Origin of the sequence: Ochrobactrum teleogrylli (assembly GCF_006376685.1) — a bacterium.
Taxonomy (GTDB): domain Bacteria; phylum Pseudomonadota; class Alphaproteobacteria; order Rhizobiales; family Rhizobiaceae; genus Brucella; species Brucella teleogrylli.
On sequence record NZ_VEWL01000003.1, the window covers coordinates 79,420 to 101,371 of the forward strand.

Consider the following 21,952-nt stretch of genomic DNA (forward strand, 5'->3'; position numbering starts at 1 on the left):
CGCACAAAGGTCGCTCCGAAGCATTTCTACGCATCGTGATTTCCAAAGGTCGATCCGGACTTTTGGGCCAATACTGTAGATAAAAATGGGAGATGCGATCCATGAATCCTTCCACGAGGGGATCCGCAGGCAGTTCATCCATTGATGCAGAAACGGGCCACACGCCTGACATTCACGGCGCGCGCCTTGCCGCCGGTGAATATGCGCATGTGTTCGACGATCTGCATCCGCCGCTGACGCGGCACGAAGCCATTGTCGAATCCGACCGCTGCTATTTCTGCTATGACGCGCCCTGCATGAATGCCTGCCCGACGGGCATCGACATTCCGCTGTTCATCCGGCAGATCAATGCGGGCAATCCGGTCGGTGCGGCCAAGACAATCCTGAGCGAAAACATTCTGGGCGGCATGTGCGCCCGCGTCTGCCCGACGGAGACGCTCTGCGAAGAAGTCTGCGTGCGCGAAACGGCAGAGGGCAAGCCGGTCAAGATCGGCAATCTGCAACGCTATGCCACCGATGTTCTGATGGCCGAAGGCAAGCAGCCCTTCAAGCGTGGAGCGGAAACCGGCAAGCATATTGCCGTGGTGGGCGCTGGTCCCGCCGGTCTTTCGGCAGCGCATCGTCTGGCCATGAAGGGCCATCAGGTCACTATCTTCGAAGCCCGCCCGAAAGGCGGCGGTCTCAACGAATACGGTATCGCCGCTTACAAGACGGTGAATAATTTCGCCCAGCGCGAACTGGAATTCGTGCTGGCGATCGGCGGCATCGCGATCGAATACAACCAGACGCTCGGTCAGGACATCACCATCGAGGCGCTGAAAGCCGGTCATGATGCGGTGTTCCTCGGTATGGGCCTGCCGGGCGTGAACGGTCTCGACCTTCCGGGCGAAGATGCGCCCAATGTGCTCGACGCGGTCGATTACATCGCCAATCTGCGTCAGGCCAAGGACCTCTCCGCCCTCCCCGTCGGGCGCAATGTGGTCGTCATCGGCGGCGGCATGACGGCCATCGACGTCGCCATCCAGACCAGGAAGCTCGGCGCGGAAAATGTTACCGTCGTCTATCGGCGCGGTCAGGAAAGCATGAATGCCAGCGCCTACGAGCAGGAACTGGCGCAGATCCATGGCGTCGTCATCCGGCACTGGCTGCAACCGCATGCGCTGGAACGCAGCGGCGACGGCACCGTCCATGCCGTGACCTTTGAATATACCGGCAATCAGGACGGCAAGCTGGTCGGCATGGGCGAATATTTGACGCTCGAAGCTGATCAGGTCTTCAAGGCTATCGGCCAGACATTCGATCCAGAACCGCTGCGCGGCTCCGGTATCGGCATGGCCAAGGGCCGGATCAGCGCAGATGCGGAAGGCCGAACCACGGTTGAAGGCATATGGGCGGGGGGCGACTGCGTTGCAGGCGGCAAGGACCTGACGGTCGCATCGGTCGAGGCGGGCAAGATTGCCGCTGAATCGATCCATGCCACGCTGACGCGGCGTCCGCAGGCCGTGGAAGGCTTTGCGGAAGCCGTGCTTTCCGGCGGCGCGCACCACACGACTGCTCCCTCGCGGGACCGCAACGTCCCATCCGATCATTGGGCAACGACCCAGCTTGGCAACGAGCAAGGCTGAGGAGGTTCAGGACATGGCTGATCTTTCAACGAATTTTCTCGGAATCAAATCGCCCAATCCGTTCTGGCTGGCTTCGGCCCCGCCGACCGACAAGGCCTATAATGTCGAGCGCGCCTTCAAGGCGGGCTGGGGCGGCGTTGTCTGGAAGACGCTGGGTGCCGAAGGCCCACCGGTGGTAAACGTCAACGGCCCGCGCTATGGCGCGATCCATGGCGCAGACCGGCGGCTGCTCGGCCTCAACAATATCGAGCTGATCACCGACCGTCCGCTGGAGGTCAATCTGCGCGAGATGAAAGAGGTCAAGATGCGCTGGCCGGACCGCGCGCTGATCGCCTCGATCATGGTGCCTTGCGAGGAGGAAGCCTGGAAGGCGATCCTGCCTCTGGTCGAGGAAACCGGTGCGGATGGCATCGAGCTGAACTTCGGCTGCCCGCATGGCATGAGCGAACGCGGCATGGGTGCCGCTGTCGGTCAGGTGCCGGAATATGTCGCCATGGTCGTCAAATGGTGCAAGCAATATAGCCGCATGCCGGTGATCACCAAGCTGACGCCCAATATCACCGATATTCGAAAGCCCGCGCGCGGCGCGCATGCAGCGGGTACGGATGCCGTGTCGCTGATCAACACGATCAACTCCATCGTCTCGATCGATCTCGACCGCATGTCGCCGGTGCCCTCCATTGACGGTCGCGGCAGCCATGGCGGTTATTGTGGCCCGGCGGTCAAACCCATCGCGCTCAACATGGTGGCGGAAATTGCTCGTGATCCCGAAACCCACGGCCTGCCGATTTCAGGCATTGGCGGCATCACGACATGGCGCGACGCGGCGGAGTTCATCGCGCTCGGCTGCGGCACGGTGCAGGTCTGCACGGCGGCCATGACCTACGGGTTCAAGGTCGTGCAGGAAATGATCGACGGCCTGTCGGACTGGATGGATTCGAAGGGCTATGAAACGCTCGACGATTTCCGCGGCATGGCCGTGCCGCAGGTTTCCGACTGGCAGTATCTGAACCTGAACTATGTCACCAAGGCGCGCATTGATCAGGATCTTTGCATCAAATGCGGTCGCTGTCACATCGCCTGCGAGGACACCTCGCATCAGGCGATCACCAATCTCGTCAATGGCGCGCGCCATTTCGAGGTGATCGACGAGGAATGCGTCGGCTGCAATCTCTGCGTCAATGTTTGCCCGGTCGAGAACTGCATCACCATGGAGCAGATCGGCGGCGTCGATCCACGCACCAAGGCGCCGATCATGCCTGATTACGCCAACTGGACCACCCATCCGAACAATCCGATGGCGGTCAAGGAAGCGGCTGAATAATACCGAGCCGCCAAGCTGCGAAAACTATGCCTTGAAACGCGCCTGGATGCTCTGCGATAGCAGGGCTACCGGGCGCGTCAAATCGCCGGGCGGGTTCCAGAGCAGTTCCTCGATCTCGCTGGAAGCCACCGGCACCTGACCGTCCTTCAGCGTGAGATGGAAAAGCTCTGCTTCCACGGTGGCGTCCACCTCATTGGCGGCTGGGGCCGACATCGTCGCCGCATAGCGCAATTGGCTGGCGTCGATGCGAATGCCAAGTTCTTCCTCGATCTCGCGAATAAGCGCGATTTCCGGCTGTTCGTCCGCATCGATCTTGCCGCCGGGCTGGAAGAATATCGCGCTGCCGCGCTTGCGCACGAGCAGGAACCGGCCTGCCTCGTCGCGAATGATGGCTGCTGAAATGCGAATCGTTTTCATGATGCGGCAACTTCTTCCCGTGGGCGGATTCCGTCAAGGATGATGGCGCTGACAGCGGCTGCCGTTTCGTCGTAAAAGCCGGGCTTCTGGGTCCGGTCACCGAGAATGGCGGAAACCTGCACCGAGAAATCGGAATAATGCTGCGTCACCGCCCATATCGTGAAAATCAGATGATAAGGATCAACCGGCGCGATGCGCTTTTCGGCGATCCACCGATGAATGACCGCTGCCTTCTCATCGACAAGCTGCTTCAGGTGCCCTTTCAGAAAATCGGAAATGGCTGGTGCGCCGTGCAGGATTTCATTAGCAAACAGGCGCGAGGCTTCTGGCTTTTTGGCCGATATTTCCAGCTTCACCGCAATATAGCGGCGCAATTCATCGAGCGGATCGCCTTCCGGGTCGATATTCTCGAAAGGCTCCAGCCATGTGGCGAGCGTGTCTTCCAGAACGGTCACATAGATGTTCTGCTTGCGCGGAAAATAATAGAGCAGGTTCGGCTTCGACATGCCCGCCTTCTCGGCGATCTGGTCGATGGTCGAGCCGCGAAATCCATAGTTTGAAAACACTTCCAGCGCCGCGTCGAGAATGAGCCGGCGATTGATGCCCTGAATACGCGTCGCACCTTCCGTCTTTTCGGGCGCGGTTGGGTCCGCAGATGGGGGTGCTGAAGGGGCTGTGGCCATTTGACACCTTTCGGCAGTGTAGAATTTTTCAAAAGCGCTTGACCGTCTTCGAACGCTCTTCTAGCCTGCATTTTGACCAACTAGTCAAGTTTTTGCAATTCAGGCAAGAATATTGTGGCCAAAGAGCCGGGTCGCGGGAACTTATAAGCGAGTGGATACGAGCCTTAGGCAGATTTGGCGCGGCGTCCAACGCATCCATACAATGAGGAGGTCGAGCGCATGGTGCTCACCAGCAATCTCAGAGTCAATGGCGACCGCCTGTGGGACAGCCTGATGGACATGGCCAAGATTGGCCCTGGTCTGCGCGGCGGCAATAACCGTCAGACGCTGACCGATGAAGACGGCGAAGGCCGCAAGCTTTTCCAGTCCTGGTGCGAAAAGGCTGGACTGTCGATGACCGTCGACACGATGGGCAACATGTTTTTCCTGCGCCCCGGCGAAGACGCCGATGCCGACCCCGTCTATATGGGCAGCCATCTCGACACGCAGCCGACCGGCGGCAAATATGACGGCGTTCTGGGTGTGTTGGGCGGCCTCGAAGTCATGCGCACACTGAACGACATGAACATCCGCACCAAGCGCCCCATCGTGGTCACCAACTGGACCAATGAGGAAGGCACCCGCTTCGCGCCTGCCATGCTGGCTTCGGGCGTGTTCGCAGGCGTGCTGGATCAGGACTGGGCCTATCAGCGCACTGACGCCAAGGGCAAAAAATTCGGCGATGAGCTGGAGCGCATCGGCTGGAAAGGCGACGAGCCGGTCGGCAAACGGAAAATTCACGCCATGTTCGAACTGCATATCGAACAGGGGCCGATCCTTGAGGCTGAAAACAAGGATATCGGCGTTGTGAGCCATGGTCAGGGCCTGTGGTGGCTGCAAGTGACGCTGACGGGCAAGGAAGCGCATACCGGTTCCACGCCGATGAAGATGCGCAAGAATGCCAGCCTCGGCCTTGGCAAGATGCTGCAACTCGTCAACGAAATCGCCATGGCGCATCAGCCGGATGCGGTTGGTGGCGTCGGCCATATCGATGTTTCGCCGAATTCGCGCAATGTCCTGCCGGGCACGGTCGTGTTCACGGTGGATTTCCGCTCGCCCAATCAGGTTGTGCTGGACGGCATGAAGGCGCGTTTCGAAAAGGAAGCGCCGAAGATTGCCGAGGAACTAGGCATCGGCATCGAAATCGAAGTGGCTGGCCATTTTGATCCCGTCACCTTCGACAAGGGCTGTGTGGAAGCCATCCGCAATGCCGCCGAACGGCTTGGCTACAGCCATCGCGATCTTGTTTCCGGCGCTGGCCACGACGCCTGCTGGGTCAATCGCGTTGCACCGACGGCAATGGTCATGTGCCCCTGCGTCGACGGGTTGAGCCACAATGAGGATGAGGAAATTTCGAAGGAATGGGCGTCGGCGGGAACCGACGTGCTTCTGCATGCCGTATTGGAGACTGCTGAAATTGTAAGCTGATTTCACTGCCATCCAATACAGCACCTGTGTTCATACAAAACCAAAAAGGGGAACGAACAGTGGCTAAGACTGGAGCATCCAAGGTCATCAAAGGCGGCACCGTCATCACCGCCGACCGCACCTTTAAAGCCGACGTTCTCATCGAAGGCGAGAAGATTGCTGCCGTTGGCGACAATCTGACCGGCGATGAAATTATCGACGCAAGCGGCTGTTATATCATGCCCGGCGGCATTGATCCGCATACCCATCTGCAAATGCCCTTCATGGGCACCTATTCGTCCGACGATTTCGACACTGGCACGGCGGCGGCCCTTGCGGGCGGCACGACCATGGTGGTCGATTTCGTGCTGCCGGATTCCGAAGGCAACCTCCTCGACGCGCTTCAGGAATGGTTCCAGAAGGCGGGCAAGGCGCGCACCGATTATTCGTTCCACATGGCGATTACCGGTTGGAACGAGCGCACCTTCAACGAGATGGCCGAAGTGGTGAAGCGGGGCATCAACACCTTCAAGCATTTCATGGCCTATAAGGGCGCGCTGATGGTGAATGACGACGAGATGTTCGCCTCGTTCCAGCGCTGCGCGGAACTGGGTGCCATGCCGCTCGTTCATGCCGAGAACGGCGATGTTGTCGCCCATTTGCAGGCCAAGCTGATGGCCGAAGGCAATAACGGGCCGGAAGCCCATGCCTATTCCCGCCCGCCGGAAGTGGAAGGCGAAGCCACCAACCGCGCCATCATGATCGCCGATCAGGCAGGCGTACCGCTTTATGTCGTGCATGTTTCCTGCGAGCAGAGCCACGAAGCAATCCGCCGCGCCCGACAGAAGGGTATGCGCGTGTTTGGCGAACCGCTGATCCAGCATCTGACGCTGGATGAAAGCGAATATCATAACAAGGACTGGGATTATGCGGCGCGCCGCGTGATGTCGCCGCCGTTCCGTGACAAGGTCAATCAGGATAGCCTGTGGGCGGGTCTTGCTGCGGGCAGCCTCCAATGCGTGGCGACCGACCACTGCGCCTTCACCACCGAGCAGAAGCGCTATGGCATCGGCAATTTCACCAAAATTCCGAACGGCACCGGCGGTCTGGAAGAGCGCCTTCCGGTTTTGTGGACGCGTGGTGTTCGCACCGGTCGTCTGACGCCGAACGAATTCGTGGCGGTGACTTCGACCAATATTGCGAAGATCCTCAACATCTACCCGCAAAAGGGTGCTGTCCTGCCGGGGGCCGATGCCGATCTGGTCATCTGGGACCCGGAAGCCACCAAAAAGGTTTCGGCCAAGACACAGCACTCCTCCATCGACTACAATGTGTTCGAAGGTTTTGAGCTGAAGGGCCTGCCGGTCGTGACGCTCTCTCGCGGTCGCGTTGCCTATAACAAGGGCAAGGTTACCGCCGAGCCGGGCGACGGTCGCTTCATCGAACGCGAGCCGAACGGCGCGGTGAACAAGGCGCTGTCGCAGTGGAAGGAAATCGTCGCTCCGCGTAAGGTGGAACGCAGCGCAGAACATATGCCGATAGGGGTCTGACACATGGCTCTAGCTCAGCTTCGGGAACCGCGCATGAATGTGAATGACAGCATGGCCCCGGAGAGGGGCTTGGAGAATGCGCAGACGGTAATCGACATCAAGGATCTGTCACTGGTGTTCGAGACCAATGACGGGCCGGTCCATGCGCTGTCCAATATCAACCTCGCGATCCAGCGCGGCGAGTTCGTTTCCTTTATCGGTCCTTCGGGTTGCGGCAAGACCACGCTGATGCGTGTGGTCGCCGATCTCGAACAGCCGACCTCCGGTTCGGTGAGCGTCAACGGCATGACGCCCGCCAATGCCCGTCTCGACCGCTCCTACGGCTATGTATTTCAGGCGGCAGCCCTGTTTCCATGGCGCACGATCGAGGACAATATCAGCCTGCCGCTGGAAATCATGGGCTATTCCAGGGCGGAGCGTCAGGCGCGGATCGAGAAGAACCTCGCGCTCGTCAATCTGACCGGCTTTGGCAAGAAGTTTCCATGGCAGCTTTCCGGCGGCATGCAGCAGCGCGCTTCCATCGCGCGCGCCCTGTCGTTTGACCCCGACATGCTTTTGATGGACGAACCCTTTGGCGCGCTCGATGAAATCGTGCGCGACCACCTCAACGAACAGCTTCTGAAACTCTGGGCCGCGACGCGCAAAACCGTCATCTTCGTGACCCACTCGATCCCGGAAGCCGTGTTTCTTTCCACCAAGATCGTGGTGATGAGCCCGCGTCCGGGCCGCATTCATGAAATCATCGACTGCGACCTCGGACCGGATCGGACGCTGGATATTCGTGAATCGGAGGCTTTCCTGAAAATCGCCCATCGCGTGCGCGAAGGCCTGCGGCTGGGGCATATTCATGAGTAGAGCTTTCGGCCTATCACTTCAGTTGCAAATTCGTCAGGCCGTGGCGAAACGAGTGATTTTCGAGCACCGGAGCGAAGCGTACTTTTGGGTACGTGAGCACCGGAGCGCAGGAAATTGCTCGTTGCAGCCCGGCATGGCGAAGAGTGCAACTGAAGTGCGATATGCAGGAGGCCGCAGATGAAGACCTTCCTGCACGACAAATTCATTCCCGTGACGACGGTACTCGCCGTGTTCGTCGCGCTCTGGTATGGGCTGGCCGTTTTTCTCAATGCGCCATTCGAGCGCGATCAGGCAGAGCGCGCCGGGACCGAGGTTTCGTTTTCCACGCTCGTCGCCAATACGATGAACCAGGAGCGCCCGGTTCTGCCAGCACCGCATCAGGTGGCGCAGGAAATCTGGAAGACCGTTTTCGACGTCAAGCCCACATCCAAGCGCAGCCTCGTCTATCATGGATGGGTCACGCTGTCCTCCACGCTGCTGGGCTTCGCGCTGGGTTCGCTTCTTGGCATCGCGCTTGCGGTCGGCATCGTCCATTCGCGCACGCTTGACAAGAGCCTGATGCCGTGGATCATCACCTCGCAGACGATCCCGATCCTCGCCATTGCGCCAATGATTATCGTTGTTCTGAATGCCATCGGCATATCGGGCCTGCTACCGAAAGCCTTCATTTCGACCTATCTTTCCTTCTTCCCCGTTGCCGTTGGTATGGTGAAGGGGCTGCGGTCGCCGGATGTCATGCATCTCGACCTCATGCGAACCTATAATGCGTCCCGCGCACAGGTGTTCTGGAAGCTGCGATGGCCTGCGGCCATGCCGTTCCTGTTCACATCGATGCAAATTGCCGTTGCCATCAGTCTCGTTGGCGCAATCGTCGGCGAATTGCCGACCGGCGCCGTGGCCGGACTTGGCGCGCGTTTGCTCGCTGGCTCTTATTACGGGCAGACGGTGCAGATCTGGGCGGCGCTCATCGCCGCCGCATTGATGGCGGGTGTGCTGGTCGCACTGGTCGGGCTGGTAGCGCGCATCGTCAACAGCCGCATGGGCGCGAAGCCGGAAAGGGCGGCGGCATGATGACCGGCATTCTCTCCGTTATCGCCATCATTGTGGTGTCGTGGGTGATTGTGGGCTGGGTTTCCAGCCTCAAGGCCCGCACCCCGCAGGGCCAGAAACTTCTCGACATCGCGGTCCCTGCCCTGTTCGGTATCGCCATGCTGGTGCTGTGGGAAGCAGCCGTCCGGCTGTTCGCCATACCGCAGGTGCTGCTGCCTGCACCTTCCGCCATATGGGCGCGGATTGTCGATTCCGTGCCGATCCTCTGGGCGGATTTCCGCCAGACCTTCATGAAGGCGGTCATCATCGGCTATGTCGCCGGTTGCGGGCTGGGCTTCATCACGGCCATCATCGCAGACCGCATCCCTTTCCTGCGCAAGGGCCTGTTGCCGCTCGGCAATCTGGCGGCGGCGCTGCCCATCGTTGGCGTCGCGCCAATCATGGTGATGTGGTTCGGTTTCGACTGGGAGTCGAAGGCTGCCGTCGTCATCATCATGACCTTCTTCCCCATGCTGGTGAATACGGTTGCAGGCCTTGCCAGCACCGGATCGATGGAGCGCGACCTGATGGAGACCTATGGCTCCAATTACTGGCAGACGCTGGTGAAGCTGCGCCTGCCCGCCGCCATGCCCTTCATCTTCAACGCGCTGAAGATCAACTCAACGCTTGCGCTGATTGGCGCTATCGTGGCCGAATTCTTCGGCACGCCGATTGTCGGCATGGGCTTCCGCATTTCGGCTGAGATCGGCCGCATGAATGTGGACATGGTCTGGGCCGAAATTTTCGTCGCCGCCCTGGCGGGATCGCTCTCTTACGGGCTGATCGCGCTGATCGAGCGCAAAGTGACATTCTGGCACCCTTCTTACAGGCGGGGGTGAAGCCTTTCCGGCGAAAGCGCGAAGTGCTTTCGCCGGAAAGACGCAGATGTAAGCAGATCCGGTATCCGCCACCATAAGGCGGGACCGTCAACCAGAGGAGAACCAAGCATGAAGAAGGCACTATCCATAGGCCTTGCAACAGCCGGACTTGCATTGGCACTCATGAGCACGACCGCCATGGCCGCCGACAAGCTGACCTTGCAGCTCAAATGGGTTACGCAGGGCCAGTTCGCAGGCTATTACGTGGCCAAGGACAAGGGTTTCTACGAAGAAGAAAAGCTCGACGTCGAGATCAAGCCGGGCGGTCCGGACGTGGCCCCGCCACAGGTGATCGCCGGTGGCGGTGCGGATGTGGTGGTGGACTGGATGCCGTCGGCGCTCGCCACCCGCGAAAAGGGCGTGCCGCTGGTCAACATCGCGCAGCCTTTCAAGAAGTCAGGCATGATGCTGACCTGCCGCAAGGAAACGGGCATCACCAAGCCGGAAGATTTCAAGGGCCGCACACTGGGCGTCTGGTTCGGCGGCAATGAATATCCGTTCCTGTCCTGGATGAACCATCTGAAAATCCCGACCACGGGCGGCAAGGATGGGGTCACAGTTCTCAAGCAGGGCTTCAATGTCGATCCGCTGATCCAGAAGCAGGCCGACTGCATTTCCACTATGACCTATAATGAATATTGGCAGGTTATTGATGCCGGTATTCCTGCCGACCAGCTCGTCGTCTTCCCCTATGAAGAACAGGGCGTCGCGACGCTGGAAGACGGGCTTTATGTGCTCGAAAAGAGCCTCGATGACCCAGCCATGGTCGACAAGCTGGCACGCTTTGTCCGCGCTTCGATGAAGGGCTGGCAATATGCGTCCGAACACCCGGATGAAGCCGCCGAAATCATTCTCGACAATGATTCTTCCGGTGCGCAGAAGCAGGAAGTTCAGGAGCGCATGGTCAAGGAAATCGGCAAGCTGATCGACGGCTCGGACGGCACGCTCGATGTTGCCGCTGCCGACCGCACGGTCGAAACGCTGCTTGGTGGCGGCTCCGATCCGGTCATCACCAAGAAGCCGGAAGGCGCCTGGACCACAAAGGTCACTGATGCGATGAAGAAATAATCATTGCCATCTCACAATGAAAAAACCCGGAAGCGTGCTTCCGGGTTTTTGTTTGCGTAGCCAGTATTTTTACTTCAGCTTCTCTTCCAGAGCCACGGCCCGAACAAGCTCGCGTTGCAGACGCGCTTCTTCCTCGACCTTCGGCTTGGTGAAGCGTCCGAGCAGCAGATAGGCCACCGGCGTCACATAAAGCGTCGCAATGGTTGCAAGGCCAAGACCCCCGACGATCACCCAGCCGAGCGCCACGCGGGCTTCCGCGCCCGCTCCGCTTGCCAGCACCAGCGGCACGCCACCCAACACGGCGCAAATCATGGTCATGCAGACCGGACGCAAGCGGATATTGGATGCTTCCTCGACCGCCTCGCGCACGCTCAGCCCCTTGTCGCGCAGCTGATCGGCGAATTCGACGATCAGAATGCCGTTCTTGGCCATGATGCCGACCAGCAGCACAAGGCCGATTTGGCTATAGACATTCAGGCTGGTGCCGGTCAGCATCATCGCGACAACCGCACAGCCCAGACCGAGCGGCACCGTCGCCATGACGATCAGCGCGCTGACAAAGCTTTCGAACTGCGCGGCCAGCACCAGCAGAATGATGATGATGGCAAAGCCGAATACCATGGCAAGGCCGGTGGAGGTTTCGCTGAGCGTCGAGGCTTCGGCCAGCGGAATGATATGGCTGCCCGGCGGCAGCAGCGGTGCGGCGATTTCCTGCGCTGCCGTGAAGGCATTGCCGAGCGCGAAATCCGCACGCAGGCCTGTGGTGATGGCCACCGAACGCTGGCGCGTTTCACGGTCGAGCTGCGGCGGCACCGCCTTTTCAACGACGGTTGCGATGGACGACATCGGCACATAGCGACCGTCCGCCGCTTTCATGAAGATGTTTTCCAAATCCGTCGGATCGTTGATCGGATTGGTGGTCGCCACGAATTTCACATCGAAGCTGCGGTCGCCGACATAGACAGAGCCGATCTTGCGCCCGTCCAGCACCGACTGCACGGCATTGGCAAGGCCGGTAATGTCGATGCCAAGATCGGAGGCGCGCTCACGGTTGATCTCGACGGAAAGCTGCGGCTGCGTCGGCTCCACCGACAGGCGCGGCTGCACGAAGCGCGGATCTTTTTCCAGCGCCGCAACCACGGCCTGCGCGGCAGGCTGAAGCTTGGCGTAGTCGCTGCCGACAATGGCGAATTGCAGTCCGTTACCCGCGCCGCGAATGCCAAGACTGTTCGGCTGCGTCGAGAAAATGCGCACGGCGGTGATGTTCTGCACCCGCTTGGTGATATCCGCCATGATCTCCTGCTGGCTGCGGTGACGCTCCTTCCATGGCGCGAGCGTCAGCACCATGAAACCATTGTTGGAGGAGCCGCCGGAACCGGCAATGGCATAGGTGGTGACAATCTCGCCATCGTCGCGCAGTGGCTGGATGGCTTCCTCGATCTTGTTGAGCTGCGATTGCAGGAAATCAACACTGATGCCTTGCGGGCCATTGATGCGCAGCAGCGCCACCGCGCGGTCTTCCGACGGCGTCAGTTCCTGACGGATCGTGCCAAAGACCACGACCGACGCGCCACCGAAAAGCAGCGCCACCAGCACGACCACCCATGGCGCGGCCAGACAGGCATGGAGCGTCTTGCGATAGAAACCGGCGAGCGCGCCGCCAATCCGGCGCAGGAACAGCGGTCCATGCGCGCCTTCAGTCTCGCCGCTTCCCTCTTTCAGAAAGCGCGAGGCCAGCATCGGACACAGCGTCAGCGCGACGACAGACGACAGCAAAACAGCGATGGCCAGCACGAAGCCGAACTCACGAAACAGGCCGCCCGCCTGCCCCGGCAAAAACGAAATCGGCACAAACACGGCGGCAAGTGTCAGGGTGGTCGCGATGACGGCAAAGAACACTTCCTGCGTGCCCAACACGGCAGCAGCACGCGGCCCCATGCCCTGATTGCGTCGACGCACGACATTTTCCAGCACCACGATGGCGTCATCGACCACAAGGCCGGTGGCAAGCACCAGCGCCAGCAATGTCAGGATGTTGATGGAAAAGCCCGCAAGATAAATCGCTGCGACGGTGCCGATCAGCGCCACCGGCATGGAGAGCGCCGGAATGAGCGTGGCGCGAATATCCCACAAAAACATGAAGATGATCGCTACCACGATGATCACCGAAGCGATCAGCGCAATCTCGACTTCGTGGATGGCGCCATTGATGAAGCTTGCATCATCGCTGGTGACGGCGATGTTCACGCCCGGCGGCAATGTCGTTTGAAGATTGGCAACGGCGGCGCGCACGCCTTGCGAAATATCGAGCGTGTTGGACTGCGCCTGACGCACGATGCCAAGGCCGATTGCCATTTTGCCGTTGGAACGCACGGCAGAACTTTCCACATCGGGGCCGAGCGTGACAGTGGCGATATCTCGGACCTGTGTACGGCCCTTGATATAGACATTCTCGAAATCTTCGGGCTTTTCCAGATTGGCCGTCGCGCGCACCACGATGGCCTGATCGGAGCTGCGCAGCGATCCGGCTGGCGCGTCCAGCCCCATGGAATTGAGCGCGGTCGCGACATCGGCCAGCGTCAGGCCGTAGCTTGCAAGGCGCGCCTGATTGATATCGATGCGAAAAATCTTGGCGCGGTCGCCATTGATCTGCACATCGGCCACGCCCGGCACTGCCGACAGCACATCCTGAATCTGATCTTCGATCAGCACGGTCATGTCGTCGACCGACATGGTGTCGGACGTCACGGCCAGCCGCATCACGGGATCGGCGTTCGAATCCGCCTTGATGATGCGGGATGGATCGGCCTCTTCCGGCACCGTGTTGGCGACGCGTGAAATCGCATCGCGCATATCGGCAGCGGCAACGTTGAGATCGACACCGTCATTGAACTCAACCGTCACGCGGCTGCGCTCGAAAGACGAGGTGGAGGAAATCGACTTGACGCCGGAAACACGCGCAACGGCGTTTTCCAGAACCTGCGTCAGCTGGCGGTCGATGGTTTCGGCGGACGCGCCGCTGAAATCCGTGCTGATCGTAACCACCGGACGATCCACATCGGGCAATTCACGAATATCGACGCCGGTGAAAGCGGCAAGGCCCGCAACAACGATCAGAACATTGACGACAAAGGCGAAGACCGGACGACGAATGAAAAGCGCCGTCGAACCGCCCCGCTCGACGGATGATGATTTATGGTTGCTCACCGGCGCGCCCTCAACCGGCAACGCGCTTTATGGGCGCAGGCTCGGCGCGGGCGGTGCCCTGCTCGTCCATCACGCGCACGGGCGCTTCATCGCGCACGGTCTGCACCCCTTGCGTGACGATCATGTCGCCCTGCTTGACCGGACCGTCCAGAAGAATGCTCGTCGCATTGCGCTGCACGACACGCACGGCGACCTTTTTTGCCAAACCCTGCTCGATGCGCCAGATATAAGAGCCGTCCGCGCCCCACTGGATCGCCAGCGGATCGACCGACGGAAACCGGCTGCCGGGGAAAAGCACGGTGACGTAGAACGACATGCCGGCGCGCAGGCGATCTTCGGAATTATCGACCTCGGCCCGTACATGCATCGTGCGGCTCGCCTCATCGATCATATTGTCCACGGCGTTGATTTCGCCCTTGTGGGTTTCCCCCGGAAAGGCCGTCGTTTCCGCCGTCAGCGGCTGGCCAACCTTGATCTGCGGCGCAAAACGCTCGGGCACCCAGATGTCGACCAGCATCTTCGAGCGGTCGTCAATGCGCGCAATGGAGGTCTGCGCGGTGACATAGTTGCCAGCATTGACGGGCAGAATGCCGACCACGCCGGAAATCGGCGAGCGCACCGTGCGGCGGCTCAAGGCAAGCTGCGCGTCCTTCAGCGCAAGCTGCGCATTGGCGACAGCCAGCTCGGCTTCGACCGCCTGAACACCGGTTGCGGTGTTGGTGGCGCGCAGCCGCTCAATACGCTGCCGGGTCGTCTCGGCATCTTTCAGGGCCGTTTGAGCCTTGGCGACAGCAATTGTCTCGGTATCCGAATCGAGTTCTGCAATCGGGTCGCCAACCTTGACGCTGTCGCCCGCCTTGACGAAAAGCTTGTTCATATAACCGCTGGAATAAGGCGTGATCGAAACCGTGCTGAGCGCACGCGCAGAACCAATGGCGGTCAGGCGATTGTTGATCGTTTCCTCGCTGGCCGGTTCGACGACGACCAGCGGCGCCCTCGCGCCGGATCGGGCAGCGGATTGCTGAGTGCGGGGCGTGTCAGTGCCTGCGGCGGCGTTTTCCGGCGCAGCGTTCTTCTGTTTGTAGGCGTACCAGCCGCCCGCAGCGGCCAGAACAATAAGCAGGCAGAGTGCAATCTGCTTCCACGATTTCATTCAGCTCTCCGGCAGGCCCCGTCCCGTCGCTGCCCGACGGGCCTGTCTTTTCAAAAATATACTTTTTTGCACGACACGTCGAATGCCCGACCATTCGCGACAACCTATCGGCAAGATGGTTACCGCCTGCCCATGACAGGGATTCGATGGAGAAATAGCTAACACATCCCCATATTGCTTTTTTGCATCGCCTCCCAAGAAGGTCGAATTAAATTTCGGTAATCCTTGCACCCAACAAGTGACGACCACATTTAAATCGATACAATAAAGCCTGTTGGAAATCTCCCCCGCCACCATATATAGGAAGCTATATTTATTGCAGTATCGAGACTCATAGACATATCGGACGCGCTGAACCGGCCAACAGCCCCAGTCGCCGTCTATTTGGAATCAGGTTATGGCGGTTGTTGAAAAGACCATAGTTCCGGGCGTTGCTCCGATAGAGACCGCTGCGCCGGACGGAAGCGCCGAGGATCGCACCTCGCCGGCGCAATTTACGCGGCTGCGCTGGCAGAACCGCCTTTCCAGCAAATTGCTTCTGCTTATCGTTCTCGCCGTTCTGGTAGCGGAAGTTCTGATTTTCGTGCCGTCCATCGCCAATATGCGCCTGCGCTGGCTGACATCGCGCCTCGATACGGTGGGCGCAGTCAGCGAAGTGCTGGCGGCAAGCGCCAATATGGACGTGCCGCGCGCCATTCAGGACAAGGTGCTGCTCGTTACCGGCACCAAGGCGATTGCGCTGCGCGAAGCTGGCGCGTCACGCCTTCTCGCCATGTCGGAAGTGCCTGGCAAGATCGATCAGGTCATCGACCTCGACAATGTCAGCGAAGCGGCGTCCATCTGGGACGCCTTTAGCACGCTTTTTCACGGTGGCGACCGGACATTGCGCATCTACGGTTCCGTTTCGCCCACCACGTCGCCGGGGCGCGTGATTGAAATCGTCACCTCCGATGCGCCCATGCGCCGCGCCATGTTGCTCTATGCCCGTAACGTGGCCGTCATTTCGCTGATTATTTCGGTGATCGCCGCCAGCCTGATCTATCTCATCATCCATGAAATGCTGCTGCGCCCGGTGCGCATCATGCATCGCAACATGATCGATTTCGCAACGACACCCGACAATCCAGCGCTCATTCTCGTGCCGGAAAACCGCAAGGACGAGTTCGGCATTGCCCAACGACAGATTGCCCACATCCAAAGCGATCTGCAACGCACGCTGAAGGAACAGAAGCATCTGGCCGATCTCGGCCTCGCCGTATCGAAGATCAATCACGACATGCGCAATATTCTGGCTTCCGCGCAATTGATGTCGGACCATCTGTCTGACGCCAAGGACCCGATGGTGAAGCGCTTCGCGCCGAAGCTGATCCGCACACTCAGCCGCGCCATCAGCTATTCGGAAAGCGTCATCGCCTATGGGCGCTCGCAGGAAGCGCCGCCAACGCCGCGCCGTGTCAACCTGCACGCCATCGTCACGGATGTGCAGGAGAGCCTCAATCTGGAAAGCGAAAGCGGCATCGAGTTCGACAATCGCATTCCTGACGACTTCGAACTGAATGTCGATTCGGAGCAGCTGTTCCGCGTGCTGAGCAATCTTTGCCGCAATTCCGTGCAGGCCATGGAGCGCGACGCTACCGGCGGTGCCGCCGCAGTGAAGCGCCTGACGCTCTCATCTGGACGAATCGGCACCACGGCGATCATCGGCGTTGAGGATACGGGGCCGGGCCTGCCGCAAAAGGCGCGCGACAATCTCTTCACAGCGTTCAAGGGCTCAACACGCAGCGATGGCACCGGACTGGGCCTTGCCATCGCGCAGGAGCTTATCCGCGCCCATGGCGGCAGTATCGAGCTTCGCGAAGACCGCCCGATCGGCGCGCATTTCGAGATTCGCCTGCCTGATTTGCCTGCGCAGCGCGAAAGAGAACAAGCGCGGCGCGAAGAAACCGTGTGACTGGGGAAAAACCCCAGGGAAAACAACGGTGAAAAAGCCCAGAAATCCGGGCTTTGACAAGAAATCTTCACAGAACGGCATTTTTTTCTCACAAGACGCTTGCATTTAGCAATGGGTCCGATTATCAACCGCCCATCGCCGCAGCGAGCGGCACCAAGGCAAGCACCCGTAGCTCAGCTGGATAGAGCACCAGACTACGAATCTGGGGGTCAGAGGTTCGAATCCTTTCGGGTGCGCCATTTCTTTTCAAGCATTTAGCGAAGATTTTACGACAGACTGATCGACAGGTCTGACTTCGCTTTTTTGCTTATTCCATTGCAAAACGGATTGCCGGCGTCGTCTCTGCAAAATGCAGCGACGGTGAAGCGGCGTCGCCTATTCCACCGAATCCATAACGCATTGATATGTGACACCCTGCGACGTGATGGCGATTTTGGACAAGGTCTCGAATGCAATTTCATAGCCCTCGCCCGCAAATTTGCTGCCGGAGCTGGAGGGCACCTTCTCAAGAAGACGGTCGCGGCTGAAAGCGCTCAACCGGATATGGTTGGGGTCGTCGGTCGAGGTGAAGACATCGATGACATTGTCGTGGTCGCATACATAGGAGATGCGGTCCTGATCGGCTTCAGCATGGGCCAGAGACGGCATCAGGATCAAAACAGCACCGAACAGCCAACGCATGGACAAACCCCTCCTGAGACCCGCAACGCGCTTCTGTCGGAATGAAGCAGACAGGCGTTGACGGCTTCCTTTAGGTGCATCCGAATGAAACGCCGTCCCAATCGGCTGCACGACACTCCCACATAACGAATTGTCGGCAATCCGCGCAAGAGATCATGCAATCAACCGCTGTGAAAAGCGGCAACACGCAAACATTGTCGCTTAAAATGCAGCATTCTTTCTTGGAGAAGAAGTGGTGCCCGGAGGCGGATTCGAACCACCGACACGCGGATTTTCAATCCGCTGCTCTACCAACTGAGCTATCCGGGCATCCTGTAGCAAGCACTTGGTCTTGCTTGTGGCGGTGTTGGTGTCCGCCGGAAGTGGGTGGGTTATAGCATTAAATTTCGCGCTGTCCAGCACCGTATCGCATTTTTTATGCGCTTTTCTCACAGTTTCTCTAATGTTTTGATTTCACATCAGAAAAAGCGCCAAAAACCCTAATTCTCGCCCTCATCCTCGTCGCCCAGAGGCTTGCCGGGGATGACATAGCTTCCCGAAAGCCAACGATTGAGATCGATGCTTTTGCAGCGCGACGAACAGAACGGATAGCTGTCACGCGCCGAAGGCTTGCCGCATTCCGGGCAAGGTCGTGTCGGGCGCAGCGGCGTCACGCGTGCGCCTGCTGCTGCGGATATGTCCTTCTTGCCGTTCATGGCTGAACCTTAAACTTTTCCGGTGCTCCAGTTGGCATAGACCGGATAATCACCGTCAGCCAGCAGGCTTACGGTTTCCTGAAGCGGCAGGCCGACCACATTGCTGTAGGAGCCGACCAGCTTGACGACAAAACTGCCTGCAAGGCCCTGTATGGCGTAGCCGCCAGCCTTGCCGCGCCATTCCCCGGAAGAGAGATAGGCGTCGATCTGCTGGCGCGACAGGCGCTCAAAGCGCAGGCGTGTTTCCACCAGGGTCTGGCGCAGATTGCCGTTCGGCAAAACGAGACAGACACCCGTAAAGACCTTATGGGTACGGCCCGACAGAAGACGCAGACATTCTCGCGCCTCATCGGCGGTTTCCGCCTTGGGCAAAATGCGCCGCCCGACCGCGACGACCGTATCGGCCGCGAGCAGGAAGGGCTTGACGAAATTGGCGTCGCTTTTCAGCTGCGCCAGCGCCGCTTCAGCCTTTTCACGCGACAGACGACGCGCCAGCGAGCGGGGATGCTCGCCACGCTGCGGCGTCTCGTCTATGTCCGCAGGCTGGATATGATCCGGCTCGATACCCGCCTGCCCCAGCAGTTCGATCCTGCGAGGAGACCCGGAAGCCAGAACCAGCTTGTGTTGCGCAACTGTCGTCAAGAACACCCCCGAAACGGCTGCCCGTGCGTGATAAGCTTACTTGAAGCGGTAGGTGATGCGACCCTTGGTCAGATCGTAAGGGGTCATTTCGACCAGAACCTTGTCACCAGCCAGAACGCGGATGCGGTTCTTGCGCATACGGCCAGCCGTATGAGCGATGATTTCATGTTCGTTTTCGAGCTTCACGCGGAACATTGCATTCGGCAGCAGTTCCGTAACAACACCCGGAAATTCGAGGACTTCTTCTTTCGCCATGCGATACCTGTTTCTTTCTTCGATAAAAGCGTCCGAAAATGGACTCTGATCCTAAATTTGGCCGGAACCTATATGATTAGGCGGCATTTGTGAACAACGGAATTCCGTGAACTTATTTCGGGCTGAAACGCTGCAAAATCTGCGTCTTCAACCGATCCCGCACATCGCGATAAGCATTCATGATCTGCTCGCGGCTGCCGGTGACCAGCGTGGGGTCTGGTGTCGGCCAATATTCCACATCCACGGAGAAGCCACGCATGCGTTCCAGCACCGTATGGTGGGCAAGCGGTGTCAGCGTTACGATGAGATCGAAATAGCCGTCGGCCAGTTCTTCAATGCCCCGCGGCTGGCGGTCGTCGAGCGAAAGCCCCTCTTCCGAAAGCACCGCATCCACGAATGGATCGCGTTCGCCCCGTTTCACACCTGCGGAAGCCACATATATATTGGGCGGCAGCAGCTTTCTTGCAAGAAGTTCGGCTATCGGCGAGCGGATCGCGTTCTTGCCGCAGACGAAAAGCAGGGATGACGGCAGTTTCTGTTTCGGGCCCACATCGCCCTCTCCATCATCCTGCGCGCTTTCGACATTAACGGCGACCATGCAGGCTCAACCTCGCCAATGCAGCACGCAGACAAGCGTGAACAGCCGCCGCGCCGTGTCAAAATCGACTTCGATCTTGCCCTTCAGCCGCGCCTGCAAGGTTTGCGACCCTTCATTATGCAGTCCGCGCCTGCCCATATCGATGGCTTCGATCTTGCTTGGTGTGGCCGAGCGGATCGCCTGATAATAGCTTTCGCAAATCATGAAATAATCGCGCACCACACGGCGCAGCGGGGTCAGCGACAATATATGCGTCGCCACATCGTCCCCGCTTTCGCGGCTGATGGCAAAGATCAGCCGCGTTTCCATCAGCGACAGCTTCAGCCTGTAGGGACCGCCGGTCTCGTCGCCAATCGGGTGAAAGGAATTCTCCTCGATCAGATCGAAAATCGCGACCGCGCGTTCATGCTCGACGTCAGGCGTCGACCGCCCGATGGATTCATCGAGCTCGACATCAACAAGACGGGCATTGGGAACGCCAGCGGTCATGATGCCTCATAGATTGAGCCGGATGGCGACTGACTTGGCGTGCGCGTCAAGACCTTCGGCGCGCGCGATTTCGATGGCAGCAGGGCCGAGAACCCGCAACTGGTCCGGGCCAAGCTTCAAAAGCGAGGTGCGCTTCATATAATCAAGCACATTCAGGCCCGACGAGAAGCGGGCCGAGCGCGCCGTCGGCAGCACGTGATTGCAGCCGCCCACATAATCGCCGATCACTTCCGGCGTGTGCGCGCCGATAAAAATGGAACCGGCATTGCGGATTTTCGGCAGCAGCGCTTCCGGGTCGGCGACGGCGATTTCCAGATGTTCGGCAGCGATACGGTTGGCGAGCGGAATTGCCGCCTCGAAATCCTCCACGAGAATGACCGCGCCGAAATCGCGCCAGCTTGCCGTGGCAGTTTCAGCACGCGGTAGCGTCAACAACTGACGCTCAACCGCCGCTTCCACATCCTTGGCCAGCGCTTCGTCATTGGTCACGAGGATGGATTGTGCGGCAGTGTCATGCTCTGCCTGCGCAAGCAGATCGGCAGCGATCCAGTCCGGATTGTTGTCCTTGTCGGCAATCACCAGAACTTCCGACGGACCAGCGATCATGTCGATGCCGACCGTACCGAAAACAATACGCTTGGCAGCCGCGACATAGGCATTACCGGGGCCGACGATCTTGGCAACCGGCTTGATGGTTTCCGTGCCATAGGCAAGCGCGGCAACGGCCTGTGCCCCGCCGACGCGGTAGATTTCCGAGACGCCTGCGAGACGCGCTGCAACCAGCACCAGCGGATTGAGAATACCGTCGGGTGCTGGAACAACCATGACGATGCGCTCGACGCCCGCCACCTTGGCGGGCACGGCATTCATCAGAACCGAGCTTGGATAACTGGCCGTGCCGCCTGGCACATAGAGGCCAACCGCCTCGATTGCCGTCCAGCGCGAACCAAGCTCAACGCCGAGCGCATCCGTGTAACGGTCATCCTTGGGCAGTTGCCGCGCATGGTGGCTTTCAATGCGCTCATGCGCCAGTTTCAGCGCTTCGACGGTGGATGCCGGCGCAACTTCAAAAGCCGCGTCGATTTCAGCTTCCGTGATCGCAATGCCGGTCTTTTCCAGATCGATACGGTCGAAGCGGCGCGAATAGTCGATCAGCGCCGCATCACCTTCGCGTCGCACGCGCTCGACGATTTCGCGGGCTGCGCGGTCCACGTCTTCCGAAACTTCGCGCTTGCCGGACAGAAAGGCTGCGAATTGCTGTTCGAAGTTCGGATCGGTTTGTCTGAGCGTCGTGACCACGCTTTTATTCCTTTAAATAGTCCAGATAAGAGCAACCGCCCGCATGG

20 protein-coding genes and 2 tRNA genes are annotated in these 21,952 nt (G+C 59.3%); 10 read left to right on the top strand and 12 right to left on the bottom strand.

The genetic code is table 11. The features are described 5' to 3' along the window. Window positions 1-101 precede the first annotated feature (101 nt). Together FIC94_RS06950 and preA are read left to right on the top strand one after the other, a co-directional pair. On the top strand, window positions 102-1,625 hold the full coding sequence (locus tag FIC94_RS06950) for an NAD(P)-dependent oxidoreductase (protein WP_371830895.1): 1,524 nt from the start codon (window positions 102-104) through the stop codon (window positions 1,623-1,625). 13 nt (window positions 1,626-1,638) lie between these two features. Next, window positions 1,639-2,949, top strand: coding sequence for an NAD-dependent dihydropyrimidine dehydrogenase subunit PreA (gene preA, locus FIC94_RS06955; protein WP_140024399.1), 1,311 nt, complete (start codon window positions 1,639-1,641; stop codon window positions 2,947-2,949). Between the two features lie 24 nt (window positions 2,950-2,973). On the opposite strand, the gene FIC94_RS06960 is transcribed toward preA, so the two are convergent. Continuing rightward, window positions 2,974-3,366 carry an NUDIX hydrolase gene (locus FIC94_RS06960; RefSeq protein ID WP_140024400.1) on the bottom strand — a complete coding sequence of 131 codons (393 nt, stop codon included), beginning with the start codon at window positions 3,364-3,366 and terminating at the stop codon, window positions 2,974-2,976. Then, the gene (locus FIC94_RS06965; protein WP_109368320.1) at window positions 3,363-4,049 is read right to left on the bottom strand and encodes a TetR family transcriptional regulator C-terminal domain-containing protein; all 687 of its coding nucleotides are present in this window, start codon (window positions 4,047-4,049) and stop codon (window positions 3,363-3,365) included. The genes FIC94_RS06960 and FIC94_RS06965 overlap by 4 nt, the downstream gene beginning before the upstream one ends. Window positions 4,050-4,268: 219 nt before the next feature. Here FIC94_RS06965 and FIC94_RS06970 point away from each other — a divergent pair, with 219 nt between their 5' ends. The 6 genes from FIC94_RS06970 to FIC94_RS06995 all read left to right on the top strand — a co-directional run bounded on the left by FIC94_RS06970 (window position 4,269) and on the right by FIC94_RS06995 (window position 10,935). Next, the gene (locus tag FIC94_RS06970; RefSeq protein WP_140024401.1) at window positions 4,269-5,516 is read left to right on the top strand and encodes a Zn-dependent hydrolase; all 1,248 of its coding nucleotides are present in this window, start codon (window positions 4,269-4,271) and stop codon (window positions 5,514-5,516) included. Between the two features lie 59 nt (window positions 5,517-5,575). Continuing rightward, a complete protein-coding gene (gene hydA, locus FIC94_RS06975; RefSeq protein WP_140024402.1) occupies window positions 5,576-7,045 on the top strand; it encodes a dihydropyrimidinase in 1,470 nt (489 codons plus the stop codon). A 3-nt stretch (window positions 7,046-7,048) separates the two neighbouring features. Then, window positions 7,049-7,900, top strand: coding sequence for an ABC transporter ATP-binding protein (locus FIC94_RS06980; protein WP_371830896.1), 852 nt, complete (start codon window positions 7,049-7,051; stop codon window positions 7,898-7,900). 177 nt (window positions 7,901-8,077) lie between these two features. Continuing rightward, window positions 8,078-8,971 (top strand): ABC transporter permease, encoded by an 894-nt coding sequence (locus FIC94_RS06985; protein WP_140024403.1) that lies wholly within the window; start codon window positions 8,078-8,080, stop codon window positions 8,969-8,971. Then, entirely contained in the window at window positions 8,968-9,828 is an 861-nt protein-coding gene (locus tag FIC94_RS06990; protein ID WP_109368315.1) for an ABC transporter permease, read from the top strand. The genes FIC94_RS06985 and FIC94_RS06990 overlap by 4 nt, the downstream gene beginning before the upstream one ends. A gap of 108 nt (window positions 9,829-9,936) precedes the next feature. After that, window positions 9,937-10,935 (top strand): ABC transporter substrate-binding protein, encoded by a 999-nt coding sequence (locus FIC94_RS06995; protein WP_109368314.1) that lies wholly within the window; start codon window positions 9,937-9,939, stop codon window positions 10,933-10,935. 69 nt (window positions 10,936-11,004) lie between these two features. Here the strand turns inward: FIC94_RS06995 and FIC94_RS07000 are convergent, their stop codons facing one another. Both FIC94_RS07000 and FIC94_RS07005 read right to left on the bottom strand, forming a co-directional pair. Continuing rightward, a complete protein-coding gene (locus tag FIC94_RS07000; protein WP_140024404.1) occupies window positions 11,005-14,142 on the bottom strand; it encodes an efflux RND transporter permease subunit in 3,138 nt (1,045 codons plus the stop codon). Window positions 14,143-14,152: 10 nt separating this feature from the next. Then, window positions 14,153-15,295 carry an efflux RND transporter periplasmic adaptor subunit gene (locus FIC94_RS07005; protein WP_140024405.1) on the bottom strand — a complete coding sequence of 381 codons (1,143 nt, stop codon included), beginning with the start codon at window positions 15,293-15,295 and terminating at the stop codon, window positions 14,153-14,155. A 397-nt stretch (window positions 15,296-15,692) separates the two neighbouring features. On the opposite strand from FIC94_RS07005, the gene FIC94_RS07010 reads away from it, so the two are divergent. Both FIC94_RS07010 and FIC94_RS07015 read left to right on the top strand, forming a co-directional pair. Further along, on the top strand, window positions 15,693-17,246 hold the full coding sequence (locus tag FIC94_RS07010) for a sensor histidine kinase (RefSeq protein ID WP_109368312.1): 1,554 nt from the start codon (window positions 15,693-15,695) through the stop codon (window positions 17,244-17,246). A 162-nt stretch (window positions 17,247-17,408) separates the two neighbouring features. Then, window positions 17,409-17,485, top strand: a tRNA-Arg gene (locus FIC94_RS07015). A 136-nt stretch (window positions 17,486-17,621) separates the two neighbouring features. On the opposite strand, the gene FIC94_RS07020 is transcribed toward FIC94_RS07015, so the two are convergent. The 8 genes from FIC94_RS07020 to hisD form a co-directional block, all read right to left on the bottom strand. Further along, window positions 17,622-17,927, bottom strand: coding sequence for a hypothetical protein (locus tag FIC94_RS07020; protein ID WP_109368260.1), 306 nt, complete (start codon window positions 17,925-17,927; stop codon window positions 17,622-17,624). A gap of 233 nt (window positions 17,928-18,160) precedes the next feature. Beyond that, window positions 18,161-18,236, bottom strand: a tRNA-Phe gene (locus tag FIC94_RS07025). 170 nt (window positions 18,237-18,406) lie between these two features. Further along, the gene (gene yacG, locus FIC94_RS07030; protein WP_140024406.1) at window positions 18,407-18,622 is read right to left on the bottom strand and encodes a DNA gyrase inhibitor YacG; all 216 of its coding nucleotides are present in this window, start codon (window positions 18,620-18,622) and stop codon (window positions 18,407-18,409) included. Window positions 18,623-18,631: 9 nt separating this feature from the next. Beyond that, entirely contained in the window at window positions 18,632-19,264 is a 633-nt protein-coding gene (locus FIC94_RS07035) for a Maf-like protein (RefSeq protein WP_140024407.1), read from the bottom strand. 36 nt (window positions 19,265-19,300) lie between these two features. After that, on the bottom strand, window positions 19,301-19,519 hold the full coding sequence (infA, locus tag FIC94_RS07040; protein ID WP_002965531.1) for a translation initiation factor IF-1: 219 nt from the start codon (window positions 19,517-19,519) through the stop codon (window positions 19,301-19,303). A 112-nt stretch (window positions 19,520-19,631) separates the two neighbouring features. Beyond that, window positions 19,632-20,117, bottom strand: coding sequence for an arsenate-mycothiol transferase ArsC (locus tag FIC94_RS07045; RefSeq protein WP_235891965.1), 486 nt, complete (start codon window positions 20,115-20,117; stop codon window positions 19,632-19,634). Window positions 20,118-20,123: 6 nt separating this feature from the next. Next, window positions 20,124-20,606, bottom strand: coding sequence for a UPF0262 family protein (locus tag FIC94_RS07050; protein ID WP_109368258.1), 483 nt, complete (start codon window positions 20,604-20,606; stop codon window positions 20,124-20,126). 6 nt (window positions 20,607-20,612) lie between these two features. Then, window positions 20,613-21,905 (bottom strand): histidinol dehydrogenase, encoded by a 1,293-nt coding sequence (hisD, locus tag FIC94_RS07055; protein WP_140024408.1) that lies wholly within the window; start codon window positions 21,903-21,905, stop codon window positions 20,613-20,615. Between the last annotated feature and the right edge of the window lie 47 nt (window positions 21,906-21,952).